This is a genomic window from Sphaerisporangium flaviroseum, from assembly GCF_039537005.1.
Lineage (GTDB): Bacteria > Actinomycetota > Actinomycetes > Streptosporangiales > Streptosporangiaceae > Sphaerisporangium > Sphaerisporangium flaviroseum.
On record NZ_BAAAZR010000001.1, the window covers coordinates 847,382 to 871,217 of the forward strand.

Annotated in this window: 20 protein-coding genes; 8 read left to right on the forward strand and 12 right to left on the reverse strand. The window is 68.9% G+C overall.

The window, feature by feature from the left end:
- Positions 1 to 383: 383 nt before the first annotated feature.
- Positions 384 to 596 (reverse strand): DUF397 domain-containing protein, encoded by a 213-nt coding sequence (locus ABD810_RS03975; RefSeq protein WP_344934307.1) that lies wholly within the window; start codon positions 594 to 596, stop codon positions 384 to 386.
- Complete coding sequence (locus ABD810_RS03980) at positions 587 to 1,408, reverse strand: helix-turn-helix domain-containing protein (protein WP_344934310.1); 822 nt, start codon at positions 1,406 to 1,408, stop codon at positions 587 to 589. The genes ABD810_RS03975 and ABD810_RS03980 overlap by 10 nt, the downstream gene beginning before the upstream one ends.
- Positions 1,409 to 1,859: 451 nt before the next feature.
- On the opposite strand from ABD810_RS03980, the gene ABD810_RS03985 reads away from it, so the two are divergent.
- A complete protein-coding gene (locus ABD810_RS03985; RefSeq protein ID WP_344934311.1) occupies positions 1,860 to 2,327 on the forward strand; it encodes an ATP-binding protein in 468 nt (155 codons plus the stop codon).
- Here ABD810_RS03985 and ABD810_RS03990 read toward each other — a convergent pair.
- The 5 genes from ABD810_RS03990 to ABD810_RS04010 all read right to left on the reverse strand — a co-directional run bounded on the left by ABD810_RS03990 (position 2,276) and on the right by ABD810_RS04010 (position 7,822).
- The gene (locus ABD810_RS03990) at positions 2,276 to 2,524 is read right to left on the reverse strand and encodes an MFS transporter small subunit (protein WP_344934312.1); all 249 of its coding nucleotides are present in this window, start codon (positions 2,522 to 2,524) and stop codon (positions 2,276 to 2,278) included. The two genes, ABD810_RS03985 and ABD810_RS03990, sit on opposite strands and share 52 nt — an antisense overlap.
- On the reverse strand, positions 2,524 to 3,939 hold the full coding sequence (locus ABD810_RS03995; protein ID WP_344934314.1) for an L-lactate MFS transporter: 1,416 nt from the start codon (positions 3,937 to 3,939) through the stop codon (positions 2,524 to 2,526). The genes ABD810_RS03990 and ABD810_RS03995 overlap by 1 nt, the downstream gene beginning before the upstream one ends.
- A gap of 24 nt (positions 3,940 to 3,963) precedes the next feature.
- Positions 3,964 to 6,270, reverse strand: a complete 2,307-nt coding sequence (gene secD / locus ABD810_RS04000) for a protein translocase subunit SecD (protein ID WP_344934316.1) — start codon at positions 6,268 to 6,270, stop codon at positions 3,964 to 3,966.
- Positions 6,271 to 6,545: 275 nt separating this feature from the next.
- The gene (locus ABD810_RS04005; RefSeq protein ID WP_344934318.1) at positions 6,546 to 6,869 is read right to left on the reverse strand and encodes a hypothetical protein; all 324 of its coding nucleotides are present in this window, start codon (positions 6,867 to 6,869) and stop codon (positions 6,546 to 6,548) included.
- 122 nt (positions 6,870 to 6,991) lie between these two features.
- Positions 6,992 to 7,822, reverse strand: a complete 831-nt coding sequence (locus ABD810_RS04010; RefSeq protein ID WP_344934321.1) for a class I SAM-dependent methyltransferase — start codon at positions 7,820 to 7,822, stop codon at positions 6,992 to 6,994.
- 157 nt (positions 7,823 to 7,979) lie between these two features.
- Between ABD810_RS04010 and ABD810_RS04015 the strand changes: the two genes are divergently transcribed.
- On the forward strand, positions 7,980 to 8,657 hold the full coding sequence (locus tag ABD810_RS04015) for a winged helix-turn-helix transcriptional regulator (RefSeq protein ID WP_344934323.1): 678 nt from the start codon (positions 7,980 to 7,982) through the stop codon (positions 8,655 to 8,657).
- 103 nt (positions 8,658 to 8,760) lie between these two features.
- Here ABD810_RS04015 and ABD810_RS04020 read toward each other — a convergent pair whose 3' ends face one another.
- A complete protein-coding gene (locus ABD810_RS04020) occupies positions 8,761 to 10,269 on the reverse strand; it encodes a serine/threonine-protein kinase (RefSeq protein WP_344934325.1) in 1,509 nt (502 codons plus the stop codon).
- 224 nt (positions 10,270 to 10,493) lie between these two features.
- On the opposite strand from ABD810_RS04020, the gene ABD810_RS04025 reads away from it, so the two are divergent.
- Positions 10,494 to 11,279 carry a hypothetical protein gene (locus ABD810_RS04025; protein ID WP_344934327.1) on the forward strand — a complete coding sequence of 262 codons (786 nt, stop codon included), beginning with the start codon at positions 10,494 to 10,496 and terminating at the stop codon, positions 11,277 to 11,279.
- A gap of 65 nt (positions 11,280 to 11,344) precedes the next feature.
- Here ABD810_RS04025 and ABD810_RS04030 read toward each other — a convergent pair whose 3' ends face one another.
- On the reverse strand, positions 11,345 to 11,668 hold the full coding sequence (locus ABD810_RS04030; RefSeq protein ID WP_344934330.1) for a hypothetical protein: 324 nt from the start codon (positions 11,666 to 11,668) through the stop codon (positions 11,345 to 11,347).
- A 404-nt stretch (positions 11,669 to 12,072) separates the two neighbouring features.
- Between ABD810_RS04030 and ABD810_RS04035 the strand changes: the two genes are divergently transcribed.
- The gene (locus ABD810_RS04035) at positions 12,073 to 16,740 is read left to right on the forward strand and encodes a glycoside hydrolase family 2 TIM barrel-domain containing protein (RefSeq protein WP_344934333.1); all 4,668 of its coding nucleotides are present in this window, start codon (positions 12,073 to 12,075) and stop codon (positions 16,738 to 16,740) included.
- A 127-nt stretch (positions 16,741 to 16,867) separates the two neighbouring features.
- On the opposite strand, the gene ABD810_RS04040 is transcribed toward ABD810_RS04035, so the two are convergent.
- Positions 16,868 to 17,659, reverse strand: a complete 792-nt coding sequence (locus ABD810_RS04040; protein ID WP_344934336.1) for a glycosyltransferase family 2 protein — start codon at positions 17,657 to 17,659, stop codon at positions 16,868 to 16,870.
- A gap of 1,488 nt (positions 17,660 to 19,147) precedes the next feature.
- Between ABD810_RS04040 and ABD810_RS04045 the strand changes: the two genes are divergently transcribed.
- From ABD810_RS04045 to ABD810_RS04055, 3 genes are all read left to right on the forward strand, one after another.
- Entirely contained in the window at positions 19,148 to 19,936 is a 789-nt protein-coding gene (locus tag ABD810_RS04045) for a CPBP family intramembrane glutamic endopeptidase (RefSeq protein ID WP_344934339.1), read from the forward strand.
- 87 nt (positions 19,937 to 20,023) lie between these two features.
- Positions 20,024 to 20,836, forward strand: coding sequence for a polysaccharide deacetylase family protein (locus ABD810_RS04050; protein ID WP_344934341.1), 813 nt, complete (start codon positions 20,024 to 20,026; stop codon positions 20,834 to 20,836).
- A gap of 189 nt (positions 20,837 to 21,025) precedes the next feature.
- The gene (locus tag ABD810_RS04055; protein ID WP_344934343.1) at positions 21,026 to 21,589 is read left to right on the forward strand and encodes a type 1 glutamine amidotransferase domain-containing protein; all 564 of its coding nucleotides are present in this window, start codon (positions 21,026 to 21,028) and stop codon (positions 21,587 to 21,589) included.
- 92 nt (positions 21,590 to 21,681) lie between these two features.
- Here the strand turns inward: ABD810_RS04055 and ABD810_RS04060 are convergent, their stop codons facing one another.
- Positions 21,682 to 22,038, reverse strand: a complete 357-nt coding sequence (locus tag ABD810_RS04060) for a nucleotide pyrophosphohydrolase (protein WP_344934345.1) — start codon at positions 22,036 to 22,038, stop codon at positions 21,682 to 21,684.
- Between the two features lie 191 nt (positions 22,039 to 22,229).
- Between ABD810_RS04060 and ABD810_RS04065 the strand changes: the two genes are divergently transcribed.
- Complete coding sequence (locus tag ABD810_RS04065) at positions 22,230 to 22,916, forward strand: HNH endonuclease family protein (RefSeq protein ID WP_344934346.1); 687 nt, start codon at positions 22,230 to 22,232, stop codon at positions 22,914 to 22,916.
- Positions 22,917 to 23,209: 293 nt separating this feature from the next.
- Here the strand turns inward: ABD810_RS04065 and ABD810_RS04070 are convergent, their stop codons facing one another.
- A complete protein-coding gene (locus ABD810_RS04070; RefSeq protein ID WP_344934347.1) occupies positions 23,210 to 23,506 on the reverse strand; it encodes a hypothetical protein in 297 nt (98 codons plus the stop codon).
- Between the last annotated feature and the right edge of the window lie 330 nt (positions 23,507 to 23,836).

A 23,836-nucleotide genomic window follows, 5' to 3' on the forward strand; every position in this document is an offset into this window, starting at 1 on the left:
GTGTTCGGGGGATGGCGCAGGGTGGGTGGGCGGCGGTCGGCATTGGGGGATCACCGGCTCAGCGTCGTTCGGGCGCATCGCGGGAGGGGTCTGCGAAGGGTGTTCCGTGGCTTTCGCCGGGATGTCCCCGGTCTTGGCGTTCGGGGGATGTCACAGGGTGGGTGGGAAGCAGATGAGTACCCAGGTCAAATGGGTGCCGGGAGGGCGAAGGAGTCGTTCGTCATTCGGTTGCGCGTATTGATGGTTGTGGTGCCTTGGCCGTCTGTGGGTTTCGGGGATGTGCTGCGGGGTTGGCTTGCTCCACCTGGGACGGTAGCCGTTGAGGTACGTGGTTTCGAAAGCCCTTGGTGTTAGCCAAGGGCTTTCGTGTGGCGGGGTTCGTGCTAGAAGTCGAACTCCCCCTTCTTGGCTCCGTCGATGAAGGCGTCCCAGACGCCGGCGCTGACCACGAAGGGTGCCTTGTCGGGGGCTTCGGTGTCTCGCACACCGACCCGGCCACCCGACAGCGGCGCGACCTCAAGGCAGTCGCCCCCGTTCGATCCGCTCTTGGTGGACTTGCGCCAGGCTGCGGTCTTCAGTTCATCACTCAGATCCATAGCTTCTCCGCCTCTCTAACCAACTCGATCGAAATAGGCTCGGACAACGCCTCAGCTCGGATGGTGTCGTACCTGCCGTGGACGGCCTTGACATCTTCTAACCGATTTGTCACGTGTCCGTGAGTCGCGGAGTCGATATATACCGTATCCGCACCTCCTGGAAGCTGCGCGATAACGAACCCACCGAGGAGTCCTGTCGTCGCTCCCAGCGCCAGAGGGATGACCTGAATACCGATTCGAGGAGACTCTGCAGCTTGCATGATTCGTTGGAGCTGGCGACGCATGACCTTCTTGCCGCCGATCGGTCGATGCAGAATGCCTTCGTCCAGCACCACTCGCAACATCGGTGGGGTGGTGCGAGCGAAGATTGTTTGTCGTTGCATCCGCGCTTCCACCAGCTTTTCGACTTGCTCATTGGTTAGTCCCGGTTCTCCCCGAATCACTAGTCGCGCGTACTCCTCGGTTTGCAGCAAGCCGGGAACGTACAGCGGTTGCCAGGTGTGCAGCGTGTGAGCTTCCTGTTCGATGTCCAGCCATCCCCGGAACCACCGAGGGCTTGCAGCGTGGGTGACCTGCGTCCATAGACGGACGAGCTCCCCGTTGGCCTTCAATGCATCGTCGCAGCGTTGCGCGAAGTTGCGGCTGGGTGTTCGTTGCCCTCTTTCGATGAAGCCCACCAGGCTCGGGCTGAATTGGGTGATCTCTGCTAGGCGCTCTTGGGAGATATTTGCCCTATTTCGGTACTCGCGGAGCTCTGCGCCGAAGAGGACGAAAGGCTTGACAGGTTGTGCTTGTTCGATTGGAACGGACATTTGACCTCCGTTCGTCCGGGGGGTCACTACACCCGCACACAAATAGCACAGGTCCACCACAAAGTGTCCTGGCAATGTGCGGGGGAACTCGATGCACAACGTAGCTGGTCAGAGGCACCCTGTGAAGAGCTTGGTGCAGGGTCAGGGCCGTAGGAGATGCCGTCGCATCCGTATAGGGGGTAGTTCTCCTTCGGCATGGCAAAAATCACCGGCTATGTCCGGATAAGACGGAGAAGAATGACCATTGAAAGGACGGAGCCGCGTGACTCAGGGGGACCTTTCCCGCATCCCTCGGATACGGGTTTGTCACCACTCAGTAAGCGCAGCTGGGCCGAACAGAGAGCGGCATGACGCCAGCGCGACGCCCAAGGCACCGGACGGTCCCCGGCTGGAGATCTCGTCCATCCACCGCGAGTCCATAAGGAATCCCAGAAACCCCGAGGAGCTCAACATGCCCCACACGTCGGACGGTCTACGTACCGTCTGCTGGGACCTGCCACACGACCTCTCGATGGTCGGCAGAACGCGCGCCATGGTCAGCCAGGTGCTCACCGCGTGGGCGCTCCATGACTTCGTGGACGACGTCGTCCTGGTCGTCGGGGAGTTGCTGGCCAATGCGATCGTCCATGGCGAGCCACCGGTCCGGCTCTCCCTATGGACGACAGGCGGCGAGTTGTGCGTCCGCGTCAGCGACCACGGCCCGGACCGGCCCCGCCATCTCCGCCTTGGGATCGAGGCGGTGCACGGCCGGGGCCTGACGATCGTGCACGCCCTCGCCGACGACTCCGGCGTCACCCCGCTACCCGTGGGCGTCGGCAAGACGGTCTGGGCCCGCTGGCGACTGCCCCCTCCCGCACCCCGAAGCGATCAGCCGCCGAAGAGTTGCGTGAGTCTCTGGAACAGCTCGTACACCCCGTAGGCGAAGGGGATGCCCACCCAGGCCCAGGTCAGGACCATCAGAGGCGTGCGCCGGCTCGTGTCACCGTCACGCGCGTGAGGCGCCACGTCGTCACGCGCGCGAGGCGCCACGTCGTCACCGGCGTGCGGCGCCACGTGGTCACCGGTGGCCGCCGGTGTGGGGTCGTCGGTCGAGGATGGCTCGCGGTCGTCCGGCATCACGCATCTCCCCCTCTGGTGACCAGCGGGTCTTTCCGGGTGGCCTCTCCGGCCGCAGGCTCGTGGTAGGCGGGACTCACCGGGCGGATCAACTCGTTGGCCAGGAAGCCCACGACCAGCAGCCCCATCATGATGTACAGGGACGTCGTGTACAGCGTGGGCCCGGACCGGCCCGCGGCCTTCCCCGCGTCGGCGATCGCGTTGATGATCAGGGGGCCGAGTACGCCGGCGGTCGACCAGGCGGTCAGCAACCGGCCGTGGATGGCCCCCACCTGGTACGTGCCGAACAGGTCCTTGAGATACGCAGGAACGGTGGCGAACCCTCCGCCGTAGAACGACAGGATGCCCAGCGCGCAGACGATGAACAGCAGCTTGGAGGCGTTCCCGGCGAGCGCGATGACCAGGTAGAACAGGGCGCCGACGCCGAGGTAGACGCGGTACATGTTCTTGCGGCCGATCAGGTCGGAGGTGGACGACCACACGATGCGCCCCGTCATGTTCGCCAGCGACAGCAGGGCGACGAACCCCGCCGCCGCCCCGACCGCGACCGGCGTGGCGGTGTTGACGAAGAAGTCGCGGATCATGGGCGCGGCCTTCTCCAGGATGCCGATGCCCGCGGTGACGTTGAAGCACAGGACGACCCACAGGAGCCAGAACTGCGGGGTGCGGATCGCGTTACGTGCCGAGACGTCGGCGGTGGTGACCAGCGGTCTGGCGGCGGCCTGCGAGGGGTCCCAGCCCCGTGGCCGCCAGCCGTCCGGCGGGACGCGGACCAGGAGCACGCCCATGGACATGAAGACCGCGTAGACCACTCCGTGCACCAGGAAGGTGGTGGCGATGCCGCCCGTGTCGGTGCCGAAGGCGTCCAGCATCTGCGTGGACCACGGCGAGGCGATGAGCGCCCCGCCGCCGAATCCCATGATGGCTATGCCCGTGGCCATTCCCGGCCGGTCGGGGAACCACTTGATCAGGGTGGAGACCGGCGAGATGTAACCGATGCCGAGCCCGATGCCGCCCACGAACCCGTACCCCAGGACGACCAGCCAGTACTGCCGGGTGGCCACCCCGAGGGCGGAGAGCAGGAATCCGGAGGAGAAGCAGGTCATCGACACGAACATGGCCCAGCGCGGGCCGTTGCGCTCGACCAGCGTCCCACCGAAGGCGGCGGACAGGCCGAGCATGACGATGCCGAGCTGGAACGGCAGGGCGCTGGCGGTGCCCGTCAGGCCGAGCGCCGACTCCAGAGGCGGCTTGAACACACTCCACGCGTAGGCCTGCCCGATCGCGAGGTGGACCGAGAGGGCGGCCGGGGGGATGAGCCACCGGCTCCAGTTCGGAGGGGCGACCGTACGTGAACGGCTCAGGAAACCCGGAGAGATCGGAAATTTCGTCCTATGCGGTTCTTCACCTGCCATGCGTCATACAGTATTTCGTAGCCTTTACCCCGTCGAGAGTGATCGATGAGGCGCTTGAACCCGAGGGGAAAGGTCGTCGCCGGATGTATCACCGGGTTCCAGTTCGATGGCCAGCGGAGCCGCGGTGAACATCGAGGAGTAGGTGCCGACGACGATGCCGATCAGCAGGGCGAGCGCGAAGTCGGTCAGCGACTCCCCGCCGAGCACGGTCAGCGCGGCGAGGATGAACACCGCACCCATGCCGGTGTTGACGGTGCGGGGAAGGGTCTGCAGGATCGCGGTGTTCGCCACGCGGGCGAAGGCGATCGTAGGCCCGCCGGCCCGCAACAGCTCGCGCACCCGGTCGAAGACCACCACCGAGTCGTTCACCGAGTAGCCGATCACGGTCAGCAGGGCGGCCAGGAACACCCCGTCGACGGGTTTACCCAGCCAGGCGAAGGTCCCGACGAGGATGAGCACGTCATGGGCCATCGCGATGACAGCGGCCACCCCGAAGGTCCAGCGGAACCGGATCGCGAGGTAGACCATCTGGGCGGCGAGGGCCACGCCCAGAGCGATCAAGGCGGCCCGGCGCAGTTCGTCGCCGAGGCTCGGCCCGATCAGTTCGTCGCGGACCGTTTCCGCGGAGCCCCCGAGCCTGCCGATGGCCGATGTGATCTGTGCCTCCTGGGCGTTGGACAGCCGGTCCGTACGAACCGTCAGGTTGCCGTCCCCGGAGGACTGCACGACCGCGCGGGGGAAACCCGCGTCGGCGAGGGCGGTTCGAGCGCGGTCGGGGTCGACGGGGGCGCTGGTGGCGTACTCGATGAGGCGGCCACCGGTGAACTCCACCCCGAAGTCCAGCCCGCGTACGGCGATCCCCGAGGTGGCGAGGACGACGGCGACGGCGGACGCGGCCAGCCAGCGCCGCGGGTGGCGCATCAGAGCCGGGTTCCGCCTGGTGAGCCATCTGTGGACCCTGCCCGTGTCCGCGATGCCGGTGAGCCGGGGGCGCACTCTGATCACGTGCCTGCCGACGGCGTAGTCCGCGAGCACGCGGGTGACGACCAGGGCGCTGAGCATGGAGGCCAGCACGCCGATGGACAACGTGACACCGAACCCCCGCACCGAACCGGAGGCGAAGAAGAACAGCAGTCCCGCGGCGAGAAGCGTGGTGATGTTCGAGTCGGCGATGGCGCTGAACGCCTTCCGGAAGCCCGAGGTCAGTGCCGTACGCAGGCTCTTGGAGTGCCGGGACGCGTACTCCTCGCGGGCCCGTTCGAAGACCAGCACGTTCGCGTCCACGGCCATGCCGATCGCCAGCACGAAACCGGCCAGTCCGGGCAGCGTGAGCGTGGCGCCGAGGGCGAGCATGGCGGCATAGGAGATGAGCCCGTAACAGGCCAGCGCCAGGGCGGCCATGCCCCCGAGCAGGCGGTAAACGGCCACGATGAACGCACAGGTCAGCGCGGTACCGATGATGGCGGCCTGCGCGCTTGCCGCTATGGCGTGGGCGCCGAGGCTGGGGCCGACGGAGCGCTGCTCGACCGTCTCGACCGGCACCGGCAGCGCGCCGCCGGTGATGAGCAGGGCGAGATCGCGTGCCTCTTCGTGGCCGAAGCCGCCCGTGATCTGGGCCGACCCGCCCAGCATTCCGGTACGGCACGCGATCGAGGGGTCGACCTGTGGTGAGGAGACCACCTTGTCGTCCAGGACGATCGCGATGCGGCGGGCGGGGTCACCAGGAGCGGCGCAGGCCGCCGCGCCTGTCACCCGCGCCCATGCCTGCTCCCCGCTCCCGCGCAGGTCGAGAGCGACGAACCAGCCCGGCCCGGCCTGCGGGTTGGTCCGGGCGTCGGCGTTCGCTACCTCCCCTCCGGTGAGCGCGGGCGGACCCAGACGCAGGAGTTCCCCGGATACGTCGGTGAGGACGCGTTCGCCGCCGTTGCTCGGACCGGGGTAAGGGCGCTCGGCGATGCCGAGAACGGGGTGGAAGGTGAGCTGGGCGGTACGGCCCAGGACGTCGGCGGCCTGGCGCGCGTTCTGGAGTCCGGGCAGCTCGACGATGATCCGGTTGTCTCCCGACCGGGTGAGGCTGGGCTCCGCGACCCCGAGCGCGTCCACCCGGCGGCGTAGCACCTCCAGGGTGCGGTCGGTGGCCGCGGCGTCGGCCTTGGCGGTTGGAGAGTCGCGGGTTTCGAGCACGATCTGCGTGCCGCCTCGCAGGTCGATGCCAAGGCGGATGGGCGTGGTAACGGTCAGGTACACCGATACGGCAACGATGGCGAGGGCGACCATCGCCCTGGCCCGGCCGGCGCGGGTGAGCCGGCTGCCATTCCCAGTGGTCGTCATGGTGAGGGGGTCCTTTTGATACGCAAGACGGAAGGCCGCGCCCAGCTCGCACGGCGAACTGGCGGGTGGGGTGGACCGGAGGCACTGGCTTCGGCCGTGGCGGCTCAGCCGCTCTGGTCGGCGGCTTGAGGCGTGTCAAAGGCGTCGGCGCGATCGCGCGTCATGGGAGCGGACGCGATGATGCGCTACCGCATGTCAGGACATTTCGGCATCGATGTCGTGTGCCTTGGAACGGCGTCACCCGTGATCAGCGCGGAAATGTCCCAAAAGCCGGGCTAAGCCAGGGGAGGACCGCGCGAGTCCGCAGGTCGCAGGGCGGCCTGCTGCGGAGTGAACGGCGCTTCCGGATCGCACCAGGCGACCCGCAACGGCGACTGCGTACCCGCCAGATCAAGGACCGGCAGGGAGAAGGGCAGGAAGCGGCTCGGCAGGGGGTCCGGCGCTCTGGTGAAGGCGGGTGGCACGGTCGACGACTGCTCGACCCACGCTTGCGGAGCCGAGGCGCCGGTGTGCCGCTGGGCGGAGTCGCCGCCGGACTCGACCGGAGCCGAAGCGATCAGCAGGAAGGCGGACAGCAGCAGGCCCACCACCGCTGACACGGCAGTGGACCGACCCGCGGCCCGCCGCGAACCCACCATGAGGCCGACCATAGCCCATGGCGAACACATGGACGTCTGCCTCATCAGCGTGCGGCGGGGCAGCGGAGCCGCAAAAGAGGTACTCAGGCTCGCTTGCGGGCGGTGAGGAGGAGGTACTCCCATTCCATGACCGCCTTCTCCTCGTCCTTGAGGTGGCGGCGGGCCAGTTCGGTGAGGGCGTGGTCCAGGGCGGCGACCCGGTCGGGGTCGCCGGCGATCGCCCGGTAGACGGCGACGGTCGGTCCGTAGTTGGCCTTGAAGTAGTCACGGAACGCGCTGGGGTCGGCGAACCGGTCGATCGTGACCATCTGCCGGCGCGCCGCCACATCGGTGACCGCGTCCCTGAACAGCGCGCGGACGTGGTCCTCGCTGCCCCACAGCGGAGGCGGTTGCGCGCCGGGCGGAGGTGCGGGGGCGTACGGTTTCATCGTCGCGAGCATCTGGCCGATGAACCCCTCCGGCGTCCAGCTCAGCGTGCCGATCGTGCCACCCGGACGGCAGACCCTGACCAGCTCGTCCGCGGCGGCCTGGTGGTGGGGAGCGAACATCACCCCGACGCACGACAGGACCGTGTCGAACTCTCCGTCGGCGAACGGCAGGGCCTCCGCGTCGGCCGGCCGCCACTCGACCTCGGCACCGCGCTTCGCGGCCAGGACCCGGCCCGCTTCCAGCAGTTCCGGGGTCAGGTCACTGGCCACCACGCTCGCCCCCGCCAGGGCCGCGGGAATGGCGGCGTTGCCGGACCCGGCGGCCACATCCAGCACACGGTCGCCGCGTCCCACTCCGCACGCCTCGACCAGGATCGCGCCCAGATCGGGGATGACCTCGGCGGCGACCGCGGGGTAGTCACCCAGCGCCCACATGTCGCGATGCTTGGCCTTCAGGGCGCGGTCAGCCTCGTTGTGTGCGTTCATTTCGCTTCTCCCTCTCCCTCATCGTCATCCGCGGTGGATTGGGATCGACGCTATGAAAGGAGGGGCTCGCCATCTAGTACACGATCTGTACCAGCGCTGGCAGTGACCCGATTGTGCATTCACTGGCATTTATGGAGGTCGTATCTAGACTTCGGGCATGGGCTCCTCGTATCACCAGTTCTGCCCGGTCGCCAAAGCCGTTGAACTGCTCGACGAACGCTGGACGCTGCTCGTCATCAGAGAGTTGGTGTGCGGGACCGAACGTTTCAACGAGCTGCGTCGCGGCCTGCCGCGCATGTCCCCCACGCTGCTGTCCCGACGGCTGCAGCAGCTCACCCATGCCGGCATCGTGGAGAGGCACGTCGAGGACAACGACGTGCGATACGTCCTGACCCAGGCCGGCCACGAGCTTCGACCGGTGGTCGAGGCGCTCGCCGCCTGGGGCATCCGCTGGATCGGAGAGCTGGGCGACGAGGACCTCGACCCCAAGTTGCTGCTGTGGGACATGCACCGCAACGTCGACCAGACCGCCGTTCCCGCCGGGCGTACGGTCATCGAGTTCCTCTTCCCGGACGTGCCGCCCACCAGCCGCCACTGGTGGCTCGTGATCACACGTGACGAGGTCGACGTCTGCGACACCGACCCCGGCCACGCCGTGAACGTGACGGTGACCGGCGGCCTACGCAGCATGGTCGAGGTCTGGCGCGGCGACCTGAGCTGGTCGGAGGCGGTGCGCGCCCGCGCGGTCGAGGTCCAGGGCCCCGAAGCGCTGCGCCGCGCCGTCCCCCGCTGGTTCACCCTCCCCAGCTGGGCCGCCGTCCCCCGCCCCGCCTAGTCCGCCGGGGTTCGACCAAGGCACAGGCAATCCGTGGAAAGGGAGAAGGTGAGTGACCGCGCGCAAGGCCGCCGGGCAGTACCCGCGGCGCGCTATCTCCAGGTCAGGAGCTCTTCGGGGTCCACTGGGTGGCTGCGGTGACGTAGGTTCGCAGGTTGTGGTTGTCCGGATGCTTGTCCACTCGGACGATCCAGAGGAGGACCACGTTCTTCTTGCTGGTCTCGACGCAGATGCCCGTGCCGCTTTTCAGGACGGAGTCATCCTGGATCCGCCTGATGGAGATCGGGTTGGGGATATCGGCTTCGCGGGCGGTGTTCCGGCATTCCGTGGGCGTGACATCCTGTCTGTCGGCCAAGCCCATGGTTCCTTGATTGTCGAGCAGCTTCAGGCCGCTGCCGGGGGCGGTGCCGTCCTTGCCGCAGTTCATGTACTCGAAGGTCTGGCCGCTGGCGAGGTAGCTGCCATGGATGAGGTCGGTGGTGACGGTCATGTCGTCCAGGTCGACGAACGTCGACGGAGCGGTCACGCAGTCGGCCAAACTGTTACCTTCGGCGGCCGGGGGACGAATGACCATCAGTTCGTTCGCCTTCCTGAGCCTCCAAGCGGCCTCCTGTTTCGGCGGGGGAAGTTGCGACGCCGAAGATCCGTCCGTCTTCGGGGACCAGGGACGCTGAATGGCCAGCACGATCGCGGCGGTCACCACGAGTGCCGTCGCGGCGGCGATGAGAGGCACCCATCGGCGCCTGCCGGGGGAGGACGGGGCCTCCTGCGGCGTGGTCGAGGTCCAGATCTCGCTCACGATCTGGGTCGCCGCCGCGATCTCGACCTTCTCGCCGCCCACGAGCCGGTCCAGGAGTTGCTGGGCGGTGGGCCGCCGAGCGGGGTCCTTGTCCAGCGTTCGCTCCACCAGGGGACGCAGGCGCTCGTCCAGGCCGTCGAGCTTGGGCGCGTGGTTGGCCACGCGGTAGAGCACCTCCGGCACGGCTCCAGAGCCGAACGGCGGGCGGCCGGTGCCCGCGTAGGTGATCACCGAGCCCCAGGCGAACACGTCGGCCGCCTGACCTACGGTGTCTCTGTTCGCGTGCTCAGGGGCCATGTACTGAGGTGTGCCGATCAGCGTGTCGGTCTTCGTGGCGAGGGTGTCGGCCAGCTGGGCGATGCCGAAATCGATCACGCGGGGTCCGACCGGACTGAGCAGGATGTTGGACGGCTTGAGGTCGCGGTGGACCACGTTCGCCCCATGGATGGCGGTCAGCGCCGCCGCGACCCCCACAGCGAGAGCTTCGAGGTTGGCGCCGTCCATCGGCCCCTGGGCGTCGATCACGGAGCCCAGATCGGGCCCGTCTACGTACTCGGTGACCAGATAGGCCACCTCGCCGTCCATTTCGGCGTCGAGCACGGGAGCGGTGCAGAATCGGGCCACCCGCTGCGCCGCCTGCGCTTCCTTGCGGAATCTCCGGCGGAAATCCTCGTGTGTGGCCAACTCGGGCCGCATCACTTTGAGCGCGACCCGGCTTCCGTTCGCAGCGTGGGCGAGGTAGACGATTCCCATGCCGCCTTCGCCCAGCCTGTGCGCAAGCGTGTACAGTCCGATCCGGCGTTTCTCTGCCACGCCCGCATTATCGCGATCTGTCCCACGCGCTGCCATGAACTCGGCATGACCGGCGCTGATCCACGTATCGCGGCACGGTGTCATCCGGATGGGGCCTCCCAGGGAGTAGGTGTCTGTGAGGCCTTGAGGATGGAGACATGCTCGCTGCCGACGGTGAAGACCCAGCTCGGCCGGGCGCTGAAACGCCTTCGCGTCGGCTCGCTGTTCCAGACGACGGGAGCGGAATGATGGGCTACACCGAACACGACCTTCGTGCGGCGCTCGCCGAGCGTGTCCAGGGCGGTCCGCCCGACGTGCGGGAGATCGTACGGCGGGGTCGTGCGCTCAGGCGGCGCAGGGCCGCGGCGGGCGTGACGCTGGCGGCGGCCCTCGCGACCGCCGTGGTGCTTCTCGTGCCGCGTCTGGTCGGCATCGGCTCGGTGGACAAGGTGCCGCCGATGGCGGCGACGGTCACCTTGCGACCTCACCCGACCCCTGTGCTCAGCGGGTCCGACAGGTCCAGGCCACTGATCAAGGAACATCGTTCGGACAGGCTGGGCGTGGCGACGACGATCACCTTCCAGCGGCTCAGTCATTACACCTCCTTCTGGGTAATCTGCGCCGATCCGAAGGCGTTCGTCGTGGTGGACCAGCGTGAAGGACGAAAAGGCCGAAGCGGGATGAGCGCCGGCCCGTGCGGCGTGGGGGGATTCGTCATCTCCGGCGGATCGCCGGCTTCTAGCCGGCTCGAGAGGCCGGGGAGCGTCAAGGTCTGGGTCCTTCCCCCCGACCCGCCGGTGGTGCGATCCGGGCGTGCCGACAATGAGTACCGCTGCAAGGCGCTGAGGAAGGATCTGGGCCTGTGTGACGGGATGTACCTGTCCGCGGAGCTGATCAGGCCCGGCGTCGTCGAGCGGCTGGCCGCTCTGATCGGTCCTGAGCGAGGACGCTGGAAGATCCAGATCCATGACCGGGTGGGCGCCACCGTGCCCTGGACCCCTGGCCCGGACGAGCCCGTGACCCTGGACTGAGCGAGCGACCGCGGACGAGGCGTGACCCAGCGGTGGTCACGCCTCGGGCGGTCGTGTGGCGGTGGTTACGCCTCGGGCGTCCGCGCGGCGTCCGCGATGTCCACCAGGTACGCAGGCTCCGGCCGCCACCGGCCCGCGGGCAGCCTGATCAGGCCCTGGATGACGGCGGCCGCTCCGGCGCCCGGGGCGACGAAATGTTCGGGAGAGAGGGTGGAAGGCGGGTCGACGAGGAGCCGGACGGACCCGGCGAGAAGCACCAGCCAGCCGACCATCATCACCAGCTGGCGTAGCAGGCCGGAGGTCTGTCTGAGCAGGCCGGTCGCGGCCCGGACGACGTTGGAGGCCTCCTCCAGCCTCCGCACCAGCCTGGGCCGTCTCGATCTGGCCACGCGATCCACCCCCCACCAAAAGGATCTTTAGTCCTTCTGGAAGGGCTCGCTAGCGCAAGCAGTATCAACTTCTCGGGACCCTCGCAACCGAACCCACGCATCGTGGGCAACTCTTCGAAGACGCGTTCGAATTTGTTGCGGTGTCCAGTGCGAGTCCATCCTGTCGGCTCGCCTTCCAGCACCAGATCGTCGGGCGGTCGCCTGCGGTGCGACACCGCCGTCTCGGGGCAAGCGTGACCGCGGCGCGGCGGGCGGCGTCGGTGTCAGGCTCCGGGGAGCCGCATGGCTGGCGCTTGTACGAAAAACGTGTCGATGTTATGCATTTGCTACCTCTGTCAGGTGATGTCGGGGATGCTGTTGAGTCGAACTGCGAGCACGTCCGATCGCGTCCTCCGGGAGTGACGATGTCCCAGCGGTCCAGGCCTGTGGTGAAGTCCGGCGGGTGTGTCGTCACCCTCCTGGCGCTTCTGTCCTTCTTCCTGGTGGCGCCGTCGGCTTCGGCCACCGGTAGCCCTGACCTCGCCGGGTCCTCGGGCACGGTCACCGCGCCGGTCCCCCCGGATGGCGGTCCGGCCACCGCCGAGGACGTCTACCGGTACCTGGAAGATCCGCAGATGGTGGGCGAGGGGCAGGAGCCGCCGCACACCCTGCTGCGCCCGTACGCCGACGCGCGCGGCGCGGCCGGAGACATCGCCCAGCACAGTGCGCGCTCCCCGTGGATCGCCTCCCTCGACGGCGACTGGCGGCTCAAAATCGCCGACCGGCCGGAGGAGGTGCCCGAGGGCTTCCACACCGCCGGATTCGACGTCTCACGCTGGCCGAAGGCCACGGTGCCGCACACTTGGCAGTCGGACTTCATCGACCACCCGATGTTCCGGAACATCCCGGAGGAGATCTGGCCGGACGACCCGCCCAAGATTCCCCGTGACGTCAACCCCACCGGGGCCTACGTGCGCGATTTCGACGTGGCGAGGACGTGGTCCGGCCAGCGGGTGTTCCTGCGCTTCGAAGGCGTCACCAGCGGCTACTTCGTCTGGATCAACGGCCGCTACATCGGGTACGACCAGGGCGGGTACACGCCTGCGGAGTTCGACGTGACCGACGCGGTGCGCGAGGGGTCGAACCGGGTGGCCGTCCAGGTGCACCGCTGGGGCTCGGGCTCCTACCTGGAGGACGTCGACCAGTGGCGCTACAGCGGGATCTTCCGCGAGGTCTGGCTGTACGCCACCCCGCAGACGCGGCTGAGCGACGCCTACGTCACCACCGACCTGGACGCCCGGTACGAGAACGCGACGCTGACCGCGCGGGTGGACCTCGCGCGCGCCGCCGCCGACGCGCCCGGCCGCTACACCGTCCGCGGCACGCTGATGGACGCGCGAGGGACGAAGGTCACCACCGTCTCCGAGCAGGTCGAGGTCACCGGCGCGACCGCGCGTGCGACGCTCACCACCCAGGTGGCCGGCCCGGCGAAATGGAGCGCGGACGCCCCCAACCTGTACGCCCTGGTGCTCGAACTGCTCGGCCCGGACGGCAAGGTGCTGCACACCACGGCGGAGGCGGTCGGCTTCCGCGAGGTCGAGGTACGCGACCGGCAGATCCTCGTCAACGGGGCACGGATCCTGATCAAGGGCACCAACAGGGCCGAGACCGACCCCGACACCGGCCGGCACCTGACGCGCGACGCTCAGCGCCGCGACGTGGAGTTGATGAAGAGCCTGCACATCAACGCCGTCCGCACGTCGCACTACCCGTCCGACCCGTACTTGTACGACCTGGCGGACCGGCAGGGGCTGTGGATCGCCGACGAGGTCGACATCGAGACCCACGCCCACGAGTCGTGCCCGCGCGTGTGCCTGGCCGACAAGCCGGAATGGCAGGCCGCCTTCGCCGATCGGTTCGGCGCGATGGTGGCCCGCGACAGGAACCACCCGAGCGTCATCATCTGGGACACCGGCAACGAGGCGGGCCTGGGCGCCGCGCACTACGCGATGGCGACGTGGGCCGACGCCAACGAGCCGACCAGGCTGCTCTACCACCAGTCCAACAGCCCCAACGGCGACGCGCCCTACGCGGACGTGTGGGGCCCTCGCTACCCGACGCCGGGCTACGTGGAGTCCATCGGTACGACCACGAACCGCCCGGTCGTGTTCGGCGAGTACGCCCACGCGATGGGCAACGGCCTCGGCAACTTCGACCGGTTCTGGGATCTGATCCGCCGCTACCCGGCGCTGCAGGGCGGCTTCATCTGGGACTGGGCGGAGGCGAACCTGCGCCAGCCGCTGGTGTTCACCCCTGACTCCTCCCGCAACCACGTCCAGGCGTTCCTCGTGGGCAAGCCGGGTACCGCGCAGGGCCGTCGCGGCCAGGCCGTGGACCTGTCCAGCCTCGACGACTTCGTCAACGTGTTCAGGGACCGCAGGCTGGACATCACCGGCACCGCCGTGACCCTGGACGCCTGGGTCCAGCCGGGCCGGTGGGCCGGCAGCTTCCCCATCGTCACCAAGGGGCGCGGCTACGCGCTGCAGATGCGCGACGAGCGGACGCTGGAGTTCGGCGTCACCGCGGACGGCGGCTGGGCGGCGACCGGCGCGCCCGTTCCGGACGACTGGTACGGCTCCTGGCACCGGGTCACCGGCGTCTACGACGGCGCCGCGCTGCGGCTGTTCATCGACGGCTCGCAGGTCGCCACCGCGGCGCGGTCCGGCGCGCTGGATCCCGGCCTCTACGAGGTGAACATCGGGCGCAACGCCGAGACCCAGCAGGACAACTACGGGGGTGGCCGCCTCGGCCGCGGCGTGGTCGACGACGTGCGGGTGTACGCGACCGCATTGCCCGCCGACACGCTGGCGGCCGGCGCCGACCCCGCGCGCGAGGCGGTGCTGGCGCTGGACTTCGACCGCTTCGAGCGGCGCGGTGACTTCCTCAGCCTCGGGCTGAGCCTGTCCGGGACGGACGGGCTGGTCGGCTCGGACCGCTACCTGCAGCCGGAGACGGTCGAGATGGCCTGGGCGCACGCCCCCGTACGCTTCACCTCCGCCGATCCGGCGACCGGCAGGGTGCGGGTGACCAACGAGCAGCCGGCCGGGGCGCTGGAGGTGAAGGTGCGCTGGTCCCTGGAGGAGGCCGGGCGCACGCTGCGATCGGGGACCCGTGAGCTGCGACTCGGCCCGTCCGAGAGCGTGGACCTGGACCTCGGGGCCGCACCCGCGAACCCTCAGGACCGCCAGCGGTGGCTGAGGGTCGAGGCGCTTCCCGTCAAGCCGTCGGCGTGGGCGCCCAAGGGCTGGCGCTACGGCTGGAACCAGTTCGCCGTCGGAGGGCGGGTCGTACCCGGCGTCCTGCCGCCGGCCGGCGACGACGCGGCCCCGAGCTCGCGTCGCGACGGTGACGTCGTCGTCGTGTCGGGCAAGGGATGGACCTACCGGTTCGACACCAAGGCCGGAACGCTCACGTCGATGGACTCCGGCGGGCGCAAGCTGCTGCACGCCGGTCCCCGGCTGGACGCCTACCGCCCGCCCACCAGCAACGAGACCTACGACTGGGGCACCGCCGACCGTGTGATCTGGCACCGGCTTGGCCTCGACCGCCTGCGCACCGAGGTGACCGGCGTGGAGACCTCCACCTCTGGCGGTGCCGTGGTCGTCGAGGTCCGCAGCACGGTCGCCGGTCAGGGAACCGCCGACCGGCTGTCGTTCGAGCAGACCATGACCTACGGCGTCGACGCCCAGGGCACGATCACGTTGCGGCACCGGGTCGTGCCGCACGGCTCGGGGCTGGGCGCCCTGCCCTACCTGCCTCGCATGGGCGTGCAGCTCCAGGTGCCCGGCTCCATGCGGCAGCTCGCCTGGTACGGGCGCGGTCCCCACGAGACGTACAACGACCGGCACAGCGGCGCCTTCACCGGTGTCTGGCGCAGCGACGTCGATAAGGAGTACGTCCGGTACTCGCGCCCGCAGGCGTACGGCAACCACACCGGCGCCCGCTGGGCGACGATGAACGACGGCCGCGACGCGGGGCTGCTCGTCGGGCGCACCGACGGCGACCTCGACGTCAGCGTCACGCCGTACGACGAGCTCGACCGTGCCGAGTACGACTTCCAGCTACCGCTGGTGCGCAACGACGGCTGGGTCACCCTGCACGCGGCGGTGGGCGAGACGGGCATGGGCGAGACGCCCAACTCCGTGCTCGACGAGTTCCGCGTCCCGGCCACGCGGGCCCACGACTACACGCTCACCCTTCGGCCGCTCACCGGCAAGGAGATCCGCGCGGGTGGCGTCCCCGACTCGCAGGCGGCGGCGCCGTGCCCGCCGGACGTGACGGTGACCGGCGACGGGAGCGTCGAGCCCGGTCGGCCCGAGCAGGTGACCGTCACCGTCTCCGCCCGCTGCGCGGACGGGCTGCGGGACGCGAAGGCCGTACTGGCGGCGCCGCCGGGCTGGACCGTGACCCCGGCCACCGCCGACCTCGGTCCCGTGGCCCAGGGCACGCCGGTCGAGGCGGTCTTCTCCGTCACCCCGCCGGCGGACACGGACTACGGCGACTACGACCTCACCGCCACGGTCACCGCGACCTCGGCGGGCCACCCGGTCAGCGTCCGGGCCGTGACATCGGTGCGCGCGCCGTTGCCGGCGGGCGACCGGTGGGTCAGCGACCTGGAGTTCACCGCGACGGAGAACGGCTGGGGACCGGTGGAACGCGACCAGAGCAACGGCGAGCAGGCCGCCGGTGACGGCAGGAGGCTGAGCATCGGCGGCACGACCTACGAGAAGGGCATCGGCGCGCACGCGACGTCGCGGGTGGCCGTCGGACTCGGTAGCCGGTGCACGTCGTTCCGCGCGGACGTGGGCGTCGACGACGAGATGGGCGCGAGCGGCTCCGTCGCCTTCGAGGTGTGGGTCGACGGGGAGAGACGCGCCTCGACGGGAGTGCTCACCGGCGCCGGGGGCGCGCAGTCGCTGTCGGTGAACGTCACGGGTGGCGAGCTGCTGGAGTTGAAGGTCACCGACGGAGGCGACGGCATCGGAGCCGACCACGGTGACTGGGGCGGCGCCCGCCTGGCCTGCTCCTCATGAGACCTCTCGGCCTGCCGGCGGAGGCCCGTGGTGTCTCTTGTACGACATCCTCGGCATCGGCCAGGGAGCCGAGGAGCCGGTACGCGAGATCGGGCGAGCACGCCTGGCCGGCCGGTGGGCCGGTCGCTCAGGCGGCGGCGCGCTCGGACACCTGGGGGAGGGCACGCCGCCTGCGGGTGACGACCGGGCGGGCACGCTCGCGCAGGATGGTCTTGAGCACGCGCCAGCCGTCCCGTACGGCGTGCAGGTTGCTGGTGCCGTGAATGCGACAGCGCTCGTGGCTGGGGATCTCGTGGATGATCAGGCCGGCCTGGGCGGCCCGGATGTTCATCAGGGTCTCGACCTCGAAACCGTCGCAGTCGAGGGCGAGAGCGTCGAGGTGACGGGACCAGAACGCGTTGTACCCGTAGCAGAGGTCGGTGTAGCGGGTGCCGTACAGCAGGTTGGTCAGCGTGGTCAGCACCGTGTTGCCCAGCGAGCGGGTGACGCTGATGTCGTCGGAGCCGGCGCCGGAGGAGAAACGCGAGCCCTTGGCGAAGTCCGCACCGCCGACCAGCGCGGACACGAAGCGGATGATCTCACGCCCGTCCGTGGAGCCGTCGGCGTCGATCATGACGATGATGTCGCCGGTCGCGGCGGCGAAGCCCTCCGAGAGCGCGTTGCCCTTGCCCCGGCCGGTCTGCGTGACGACGCGCAGTCCTGGGCGCAGCGACCTGGCGACGGACACCGTCTCGTCGGTGGAGTTGCCGTCGACCAGGACAACCTCGTCCACCCAGTACGGGAGGGTGGCGAACACGTGGGGCAGGTTCTCCGCCTCGTTCATGGCGGGAACCACGACGCTGACCGTGGCCCCGATGGCCAGGTCGTCATTGACCCGAGTGAACTTGCCCTTGGGCGCGATGATTCCGTACGTCGTCATGCTCCCATCTTGGTCAACCCTGCCTGCAAGCCACTTGAAAGCTCCTTGCACGCTCTAGATCATTCGGTCTGGTCGGAGGCATGACGCCTGGTGGACCCGGCTTGGGGGGTGGGTGCGGTGGCTCGTCGGGGTGGGTGGGGTCGGGGCGGGGTTGGAGTGGTTGATCAACCTGTGTTGGCCCTCCCGGCACCCGTTTGATTGGGGTGCCCGGTTGATGCCCACCCGGGTGGGGGTCGATTTGGAGGCGGGAGTGGGGGGCTTCCGGAGCAAGGGGGGCCTGGTTTCACGGGTGGAGGAGTCCTGCGCGGTCATGGACAGGGACTGTGTTTTCGGGTCGGAGAAGTTCTGCGCGGTCATGGGGGAGGAGCGGTGCCGTCGCGGAGGGTTGTGCTGTCGTAGGTGGAGGTGTTCTGCGTGCTGGATGGGGATTGGTGCCATGGCTCGTGGGGGTGGTTTCGGGGCAGGGTTGGAGTGGTTGATCGATCGGTGGACGCCCTCCCGGCACCCGTTTGATCGGGGTACCCGGTTGATGCCCACCCGGGTGGGGGTCGATTTGGAGGCGGGAGTGGGGGGCTTCCGGAGCAAGGGGAGGCCGAGTCTTCGCGGGCGGAGTAGTCCCGCGCTGTCACGGACAAGGACTGCGTCTTTGGGACAAAGCAAATTTGCGCCCTCACGGACCGGGACTGCGATTGATCCCAACCGGGGTGGGCGACACCCGGGTACCCCGATCAAATGGGTGCCGGGAGGGCCTCTCGCTGTTCGATCAAACACTCAGACCATGCTCCGATGCCACCCACCCCAGGCGCCAAAACATCGATCCTCACCCTAAGAAAGCCCGCCAGAGCCCCCTCGTCCAGGAAGGTCCACAGCATGCCTGGTCCACCGGCGACCCCGGTTTGCCTAACCACCGGCAACCCCGGCTTGCCTCTTTCGCCGGCGACCTCGGCCCGCCTAACCACCGGCGACTTGCCTCTTCGCCGGTGACCCCGGCTTGCCTCTTCACCGGCGACCCCGGGCTGCCTGACCACCGGTGGGCCTGGCTTCCCCCGTTCGCCGGTGACCCCGACGTGCCTGGTCGTAGATGGTCCTTGACCCGGGTGGGCGTCAACCGGGTACCCGGATCAAACGGGTGCCGGGAGGGCCTCCACAGATAGATCAACACCCGGACGTGCCTCGGTCACCACCGCGCCGGATCAGCACCGATGCCACCCAGCAGAAACCACCATGACTCACCGTCCCACGCTCCCACTCGGGTGGTTCCCTCCCAGCAGACCACAGCCAGCGGGGTCCCAGCCGATCGAAGACGTCGTCCGCAGGAAGCCGATCGAAGACGTCGTCCACAGGGAGCCGATCAGAGATGTCGTCCGCAGGAAGCCAAAGATGCCAAAGATGCCAAAGATGTCGTCCATAGCAAGCTGATCGAAGACGTCGTCCACAGGAAGGGGTCTCGGCGTTCCGCTCCCACGGTGCGGGTCTACGCTGCGGGGCATGCGTGACTCCCGGCCCCTCCCCACCGTCGACACGCGGGCGTTCACCCCCCGGCTCATGAGCGCCGAGATCATCGTCGTCTTCGCCGTGTCCCTCGGGGCGAGTGCCCTGCGGTCGCTCGTCTCTCTTGTTGGCTCGCTGACCGCTCCCAAGGCGCTGAGTGGTCAGCACGCGGTTCTCGTCGGCTCGATGTCGCCCGGGCGGCCCTGGCTCGATCTCACGTATCAGGTGGTCGATCTGGCGGTCGGCGTGGCGCCCGTCGCCTTGGTGGCCTACCTCCTCGCCAGATCCGGCGAGTCGATGCGCACCATCGGTGTCGATGTGCGCCGGCCGGGGCCTGACCTGCTGCGAGGGGCGCTGCTCGCAGCCGTGGTGGGGGGCACCGGGCTGGCCTTCTATCTCGCGGCTTTCCAGGCGGGCGTCAACCTCGACGTCGTTCCCGACCGGCTTCCCGACACGTGGTGGCGGGTTCCCGTCCTGCTCCTGTCCGCCTTGCAGAACGGCGTGCTGGAAGAGGTGATCGTCAGCGGCTATCTCCTGCACCGGCTGGGCCAGCTGGGCTGGACGCCGTGGCGGGCGGTGGTCATGTCGGCGCAGCTCCGTGGTTCCTACCACCTGTACCAGGGTTTCGGCGGTTTCATCGGCAACGTGGTGATGGGCCTGCTGTTCGGGCGCCTCTACCAGCGGTGGGGCCGCGCGATGCCGCTGGTCGTCGCACACACGCTGATCGACGCCGTCGCCTTCGTCGGGTACGGAATGCTGCGTGGCCGGGTGACGTGGCTGCCATGACGGGTTCTTCCGCTGATTCCGGATGGTTACCCTCATCGCCCCCTGTCGGTCCCTCAAACAGGCGAGACCGATGGGTACCGTAGGATCGTGGAGGAAAGCGAGGCTGGCCGCCGCCGGGCGCTGTGGGCTCTGGGGGCTTTGACGCTCGCGTCCTTGGTGGCGGGTGACACCGTCCGCTCCTTGCGGGCGCCGGTCGGCACACCGGTGGCCCGGGCCCGTACGGTGGTCCGTCCACCTGTCGCCGAACCGCCGGCCCCGCGGGCCACGGCTCCGCGGGCCACGGCTCCGCTGAAGGCCAAGCACCAGCCCGTGCAGAGCCTGCGCGACCTGGCTCCCGCCGCTCCGGGGAACGCCATCGCGCTCACCATCGACGACGGCCCGCATCCCGAGTGGACGCCGAAGATGCTCGACCTTCTCGCGGAGCACGAGGTGCGGGCGACGTTCTCCGTGATCGGCGTGCATGTGCAGCGGTTCCCCCGGCTGGCCGAGCGCATCGTGCAGGCCGGTCACCAGCTGTGCAACCACACGATGCACCATCCGATCCCCTTCAACCGGCTGCCCGCCAAGCGGATCCTCACAGAGATCGTGGAGGCGCAGGAGCGCATCGCCGACGCGACCGGCGTGGCCGCCAGGTTCTTCCGGTCACCCGGCGGCTCATGGTCGCGCCGGGTGGTCCACACGGCCGACGACCACGACCTGATCCCCATCGACTGGGATGTCGATCCGCGCGACTGGTCCCGTCCCGGCACCCGCCGCATCGCCGAGAGCATGCTGGCGTGCCGGCCGGGCGCCATCCTGTTGTGCCACGACGGCGGCGGCGACCGTTCGGAGACCCTCAAGGCCCTGCGCACGGTGATCCCCCGCCTGAAGCACCGAGGGCTGACCTTCGTCTCCCTCTGAGGCCCGCCGCCGGTGACGGGGTGTCTTGCCGCTGGTCAGGTCCAAGATTGACAAAGGCCGGGGCTAGCATGAGAGGTGATTCCAGACGGCGTCGAAGGGGAAGCGGGCCGCCCGCTTCCCGCCGCCAACGGGGTGCGGTAGCAGGACACCGCCGCGGCGTGGACGCCAACCCACCGGAGGAGGAATCGCATGGCTCAGGAACTTCAAGGCCGGAAGATCGCCATCCTGGCGACGGACGGCGTCGAGCGAGTAGAGCTGGAACAGCCGCGAGGAGCGCTCTACGGGGCGGGCGCTCGCACCGAACTTCTGTCGATACACCCGGGTGAGATCCAGGCCCGCCAGTGGGACCTGAACGCCGCGGGGACGTTCCCCGTCGACCGGCTGGTCTCCGATGCCTCGGCCGACGACTACGACGCTCTGCTCCTGCCCGGCGGGACCATGAACCCCGACCAGCTCCGCATGAACCGGGACGCCGTCAACTTCGTCAAATCCTTCGTGGCGTCGGGCAAGCCCATTGCGGCGATCTGCCACGGTCCGTGGACGCTGGTGGAGGCCGACGCGGTGCGAGGGCGGCGGCTCACCTCCTGGCCGAGTATCCGCACGGATCTTCGCAACGCCGGGGCGGAGGTCGTCGACGAGGAGGTCGTGACCGACGGCTCGTTCATGACCAGCCGTTCGCCCGCCGACCTGCCGGCCTTCTGCAGGGCGATCGTGGAGCACTTCGCCAGGTCCGAGCGCCGAGTCCCGGGCTGATCCCGGCGTCAATGTGTCACGTTGGCCGACGCGCCGGTCGTGGTCGCGGGCGGGGTCGAGTCGCGCGAGCACATGCCCTACCGCGCCGGACCTCACGGAGGCAGCGGGGGAGCCTTCCTGGCCGAGCCCCGGTAGAGGTCGGCGTCGTAGCGGCGCCCGTTCTCGTCCAGCTTGGCGTTCGCGGCCGCCAGCACGTCCACGCCGAGCACGTCGGCGAGACGGACCAGGTAGTTCGTCACGTCGGCGAGTTCGGACCGGACACGGGCGAGCGTCTCGTCGTCCAGGCTCGCCGACTCGCCGGGCGTGAGCCACTGGAACTCGGCGACCAGCTCGCCCACCTCGCCCGCCAGTGCCATCGCCAGGTTCTTCGGCGTGTGGAACTGCTCCCAGTCTCGCTCGCGAGCGAAGTCTCTCAGCCGGGCCGCGAGCCGCTCCACCGTCTCCGTCACGTCTCAGCACCCTACAGGCGCGGTCCCGGGCTCCCGGGTGCTGAGCTCTCCCCTTTCCGCATCGGGACACGCCCGCCTGTGGCAGTGTCAATCAAGAGATTTATGGGGATTGATAAACCGAGTCATCACCCGTACATGCCCGGGAGGCGGCGCTGAGCACGCGCGGGACGGTTGCCGCGGTGGTGGGAGCCATGTTGATCGTCTCCCTGGCCGCCCGTGGCAACACTCACAGCCCTACGCAGGTCGTCCAGAGAGCCAGCCCCCTGGAGAACCCAGACGGGACGAAGCCCGGTCTGGTCTCCATCACCTCGCACAGGGACAGGGTGGCGGCCGTCAAGCTGATCAAGAAGGTGCGGGTCGGGAGCCGTGGCTCCGCATGGGGCTACACCCGGTCCCGGTTCGGCGAGAACTGGGCGGACTCCGCCAGGAACACCCCCTACGCGCGCAACGGCTGCCGTACGCGGGACGACCTGCTGGCCCGGGACGGCGAGGATCTGAGATATCGCAGAGGGTCGAACTGCGTCGTGGTCGCGATGACCCTGGAGGATCCGTACACAGGCAAGACGATCCGCTGGCGCAAGGGCGACGCGGACCGTGTGCAGGTCGACCACGTGGTGCCACTGTCCTACGAGTGGCAGATGGGCGCCTCGCGGTGGAGCAAGGCCAAGCGCGTGCGCATCGCCAACGACCCGCTCAACCTGATGCCGGTCTACGGTCCCGTCAACGAGGCCAAGGGCGGTGCGGGGCCGGCGTCCTGGCTGCCCCCGGTACGGAGGGTCCGCTGCGCCTACGTGGCCCGCTTCGCACAGGTCGTCGTGAAGTACGACCTGCCGGTCACCAGGGCCGACAAGGCGGCGATGCTCGCCCAGTGCCGCTGAGCCGACCACCGGCCGCGGCCGACGGGACACTCCTTTCGGCTGCCGCCACCCACCTCATGGAGGAGGCACGGCGTCTCCATCGGCCGATGCGGCCGGAGCCGGGTACGCCTGACGATCCCCTGGGACACGACCCGTTCCGCGGTGTAGGCGCGACGTGCTGCCATGGGTCCATGGTGTCGAAACCGATTGTTGGCGGCAATGACACAGATATGACGATTTCTGCCATCAAATGGACTTAGAAGCTGCGGCCAAGCCCGGGAAGGACCAGGCCGGCCGCCATGCCGTGACCAGGATCAGCCCCGGGCTCCCACGGCCTCACGGGGGTACTGGGGATCCATCTGGGCCTGGTCGTGGCGGGGCGACTCCTGCGCCTGCGCTGCCTGCCGCGGGGCCCCGCTCGCGATGCGCCGTACGGCTTCCTCAAGCTCTTCGGCCGTCTCCCCCTCGGCGAGCTGAACACCGCCCGGCACGGCGGTCCGGGGCATCGCCCAGAAGCGCCGGGTGTGCTGGCCATACCAGACCGCCCAACCGGGCAACCGTGCAGCCAGCTCGCGCGCTATGGTCTTGCCTTCGGTGACCTCGTTCGTCATCAGGACCTTCTTCCCGTGCTTCAAACCCGTCATGATCGGCCGGGACGGAAGCCCTCGCCTGAGTACGCCCAGGTTATGGCTACCTGCTTCCCTTTCGGGACGGTTGATCGGCCAGCTCGAACCAGACCGCACTGCCCGCGAGATCGCGGAGGAAACCCCCGGGCTCCCACGGTACGGGACGAAACCGATATTTGGTCACGAACGCACGTGACAAAGAGACGCGGATACTTTGGCGTCCGCCACCGACCCGTAGCGACCCCTATAGCGCGAGCTTCTGGTTCCCTCGTCTCCGGCGCCCACTCATGATGAGTCCAGTCGACGATCTCAGGA

Bases quoted from the DNA above. Each gene is read 5' to 3' on its own strand.
- ABD810_RS03975 (WP_344934307.1), bottom strand. From the start codon at position 596: ATGGATCTGAGTGATGAACTGAAGACCGCAGCCTGGCGCAAGTCCACC.
- ABD810_RS03980 (WP_344934310.1), bottom strand. From the start codon at position 1,408: ATGTCCGTTCCAATCGAACAAGCACAACCTGTCAAGCCTTTCGTCCTC.
- ABD810_RS03985 (WP_344934311.1), top strand. From the start codon at position 1,860: ATGCCCCACACGTCGGACGGTCTACGTACCGTCTGCTGGGACCTGCCA.
- ABD810_RS03990 (WP_344934312.1), bottom strand. From the start codon at position 2,524: ATGCCGGACGACCGCGAGCCATCCTCGACCGACGACCCCACACCGGCG.
- ABD810_RS03995 (WP_344934314.1), bottom strand. From the start codon at position 3,939: ATGGCAGGTGAAGAACCGCATAGGACGAAATTTCCGATCTCTCCGGGT.
- secD (WP_344934316.1), bottom strand. From the start codon at position 6,270: ATGACGACCACTGGGAATGGCAGCCGGCTCACCCGCGCCGGCCGGGCC.
- ABD810_RS04010 (WP_344934321.1), bottom strand. From the start codon at position 7,822: ATGAACGCACACAACGAGGCTGACCGCGCCCTGAAGGCCAAGCATCGC.
- ABD810_RS04015 (WP_344934323.1), top strand. From the start codon at position 7,980: ATGGGCTCCTCGTATCACCAGTTCTGCCCGGTCGCCAAAGCCGTTGAA.
- ABD810_RS04025 (WP_344934327.1), top strand. From the start codon at position 10,494: ATGATGGGCTACACCGAACACGACCTTCGTGCGGCGCTCGCCGAGCGT.
- ABD810_RS04035 (WP_344934333.1), top strand. From the start codon at position 12,073: ATGTCCCAGCGGTCCAGGCCTGTGGTGAAGTCCGGCGGGTGTGTCGTC.
- ABD810_RS04040 (WP_344934336.1), bottom strand. From the start codon at position 17,659: ATGACGACGTACGGAATCATCGCGCCCAAGGGCAAGTTCACTCGGGTC.
- ABD810_RS04045 (WP_344934339.1), top strand. From the start codon at position 19,148: ATGCGTGACTCCCGGCCCCTCCCCACCGTCGACACGCGGGCGTTCACC.
- ABD810_RS04055 (WP_344934343.1), top strand. From the start codon at position 21,026: ATGGCTCAGGAACTTCAAGGCCGGAAGATCGCCATCCTGGCGACGGAC.
- ABD810_RS04065 (WP_344934346.1), top strand. From the start codon at position 22,230: ATGTTGATCGTCTCCCTGGCCGCCCGTGGCAACACTCACAGCCCTACG.
- ABD810_RS04070 (WP_344934347.1), bottom strand. From the start codon at position 23,506: ATGACGAACGAGGTCACCGAAGGCAAGACCATAGCGCGCGAGCTGGCT.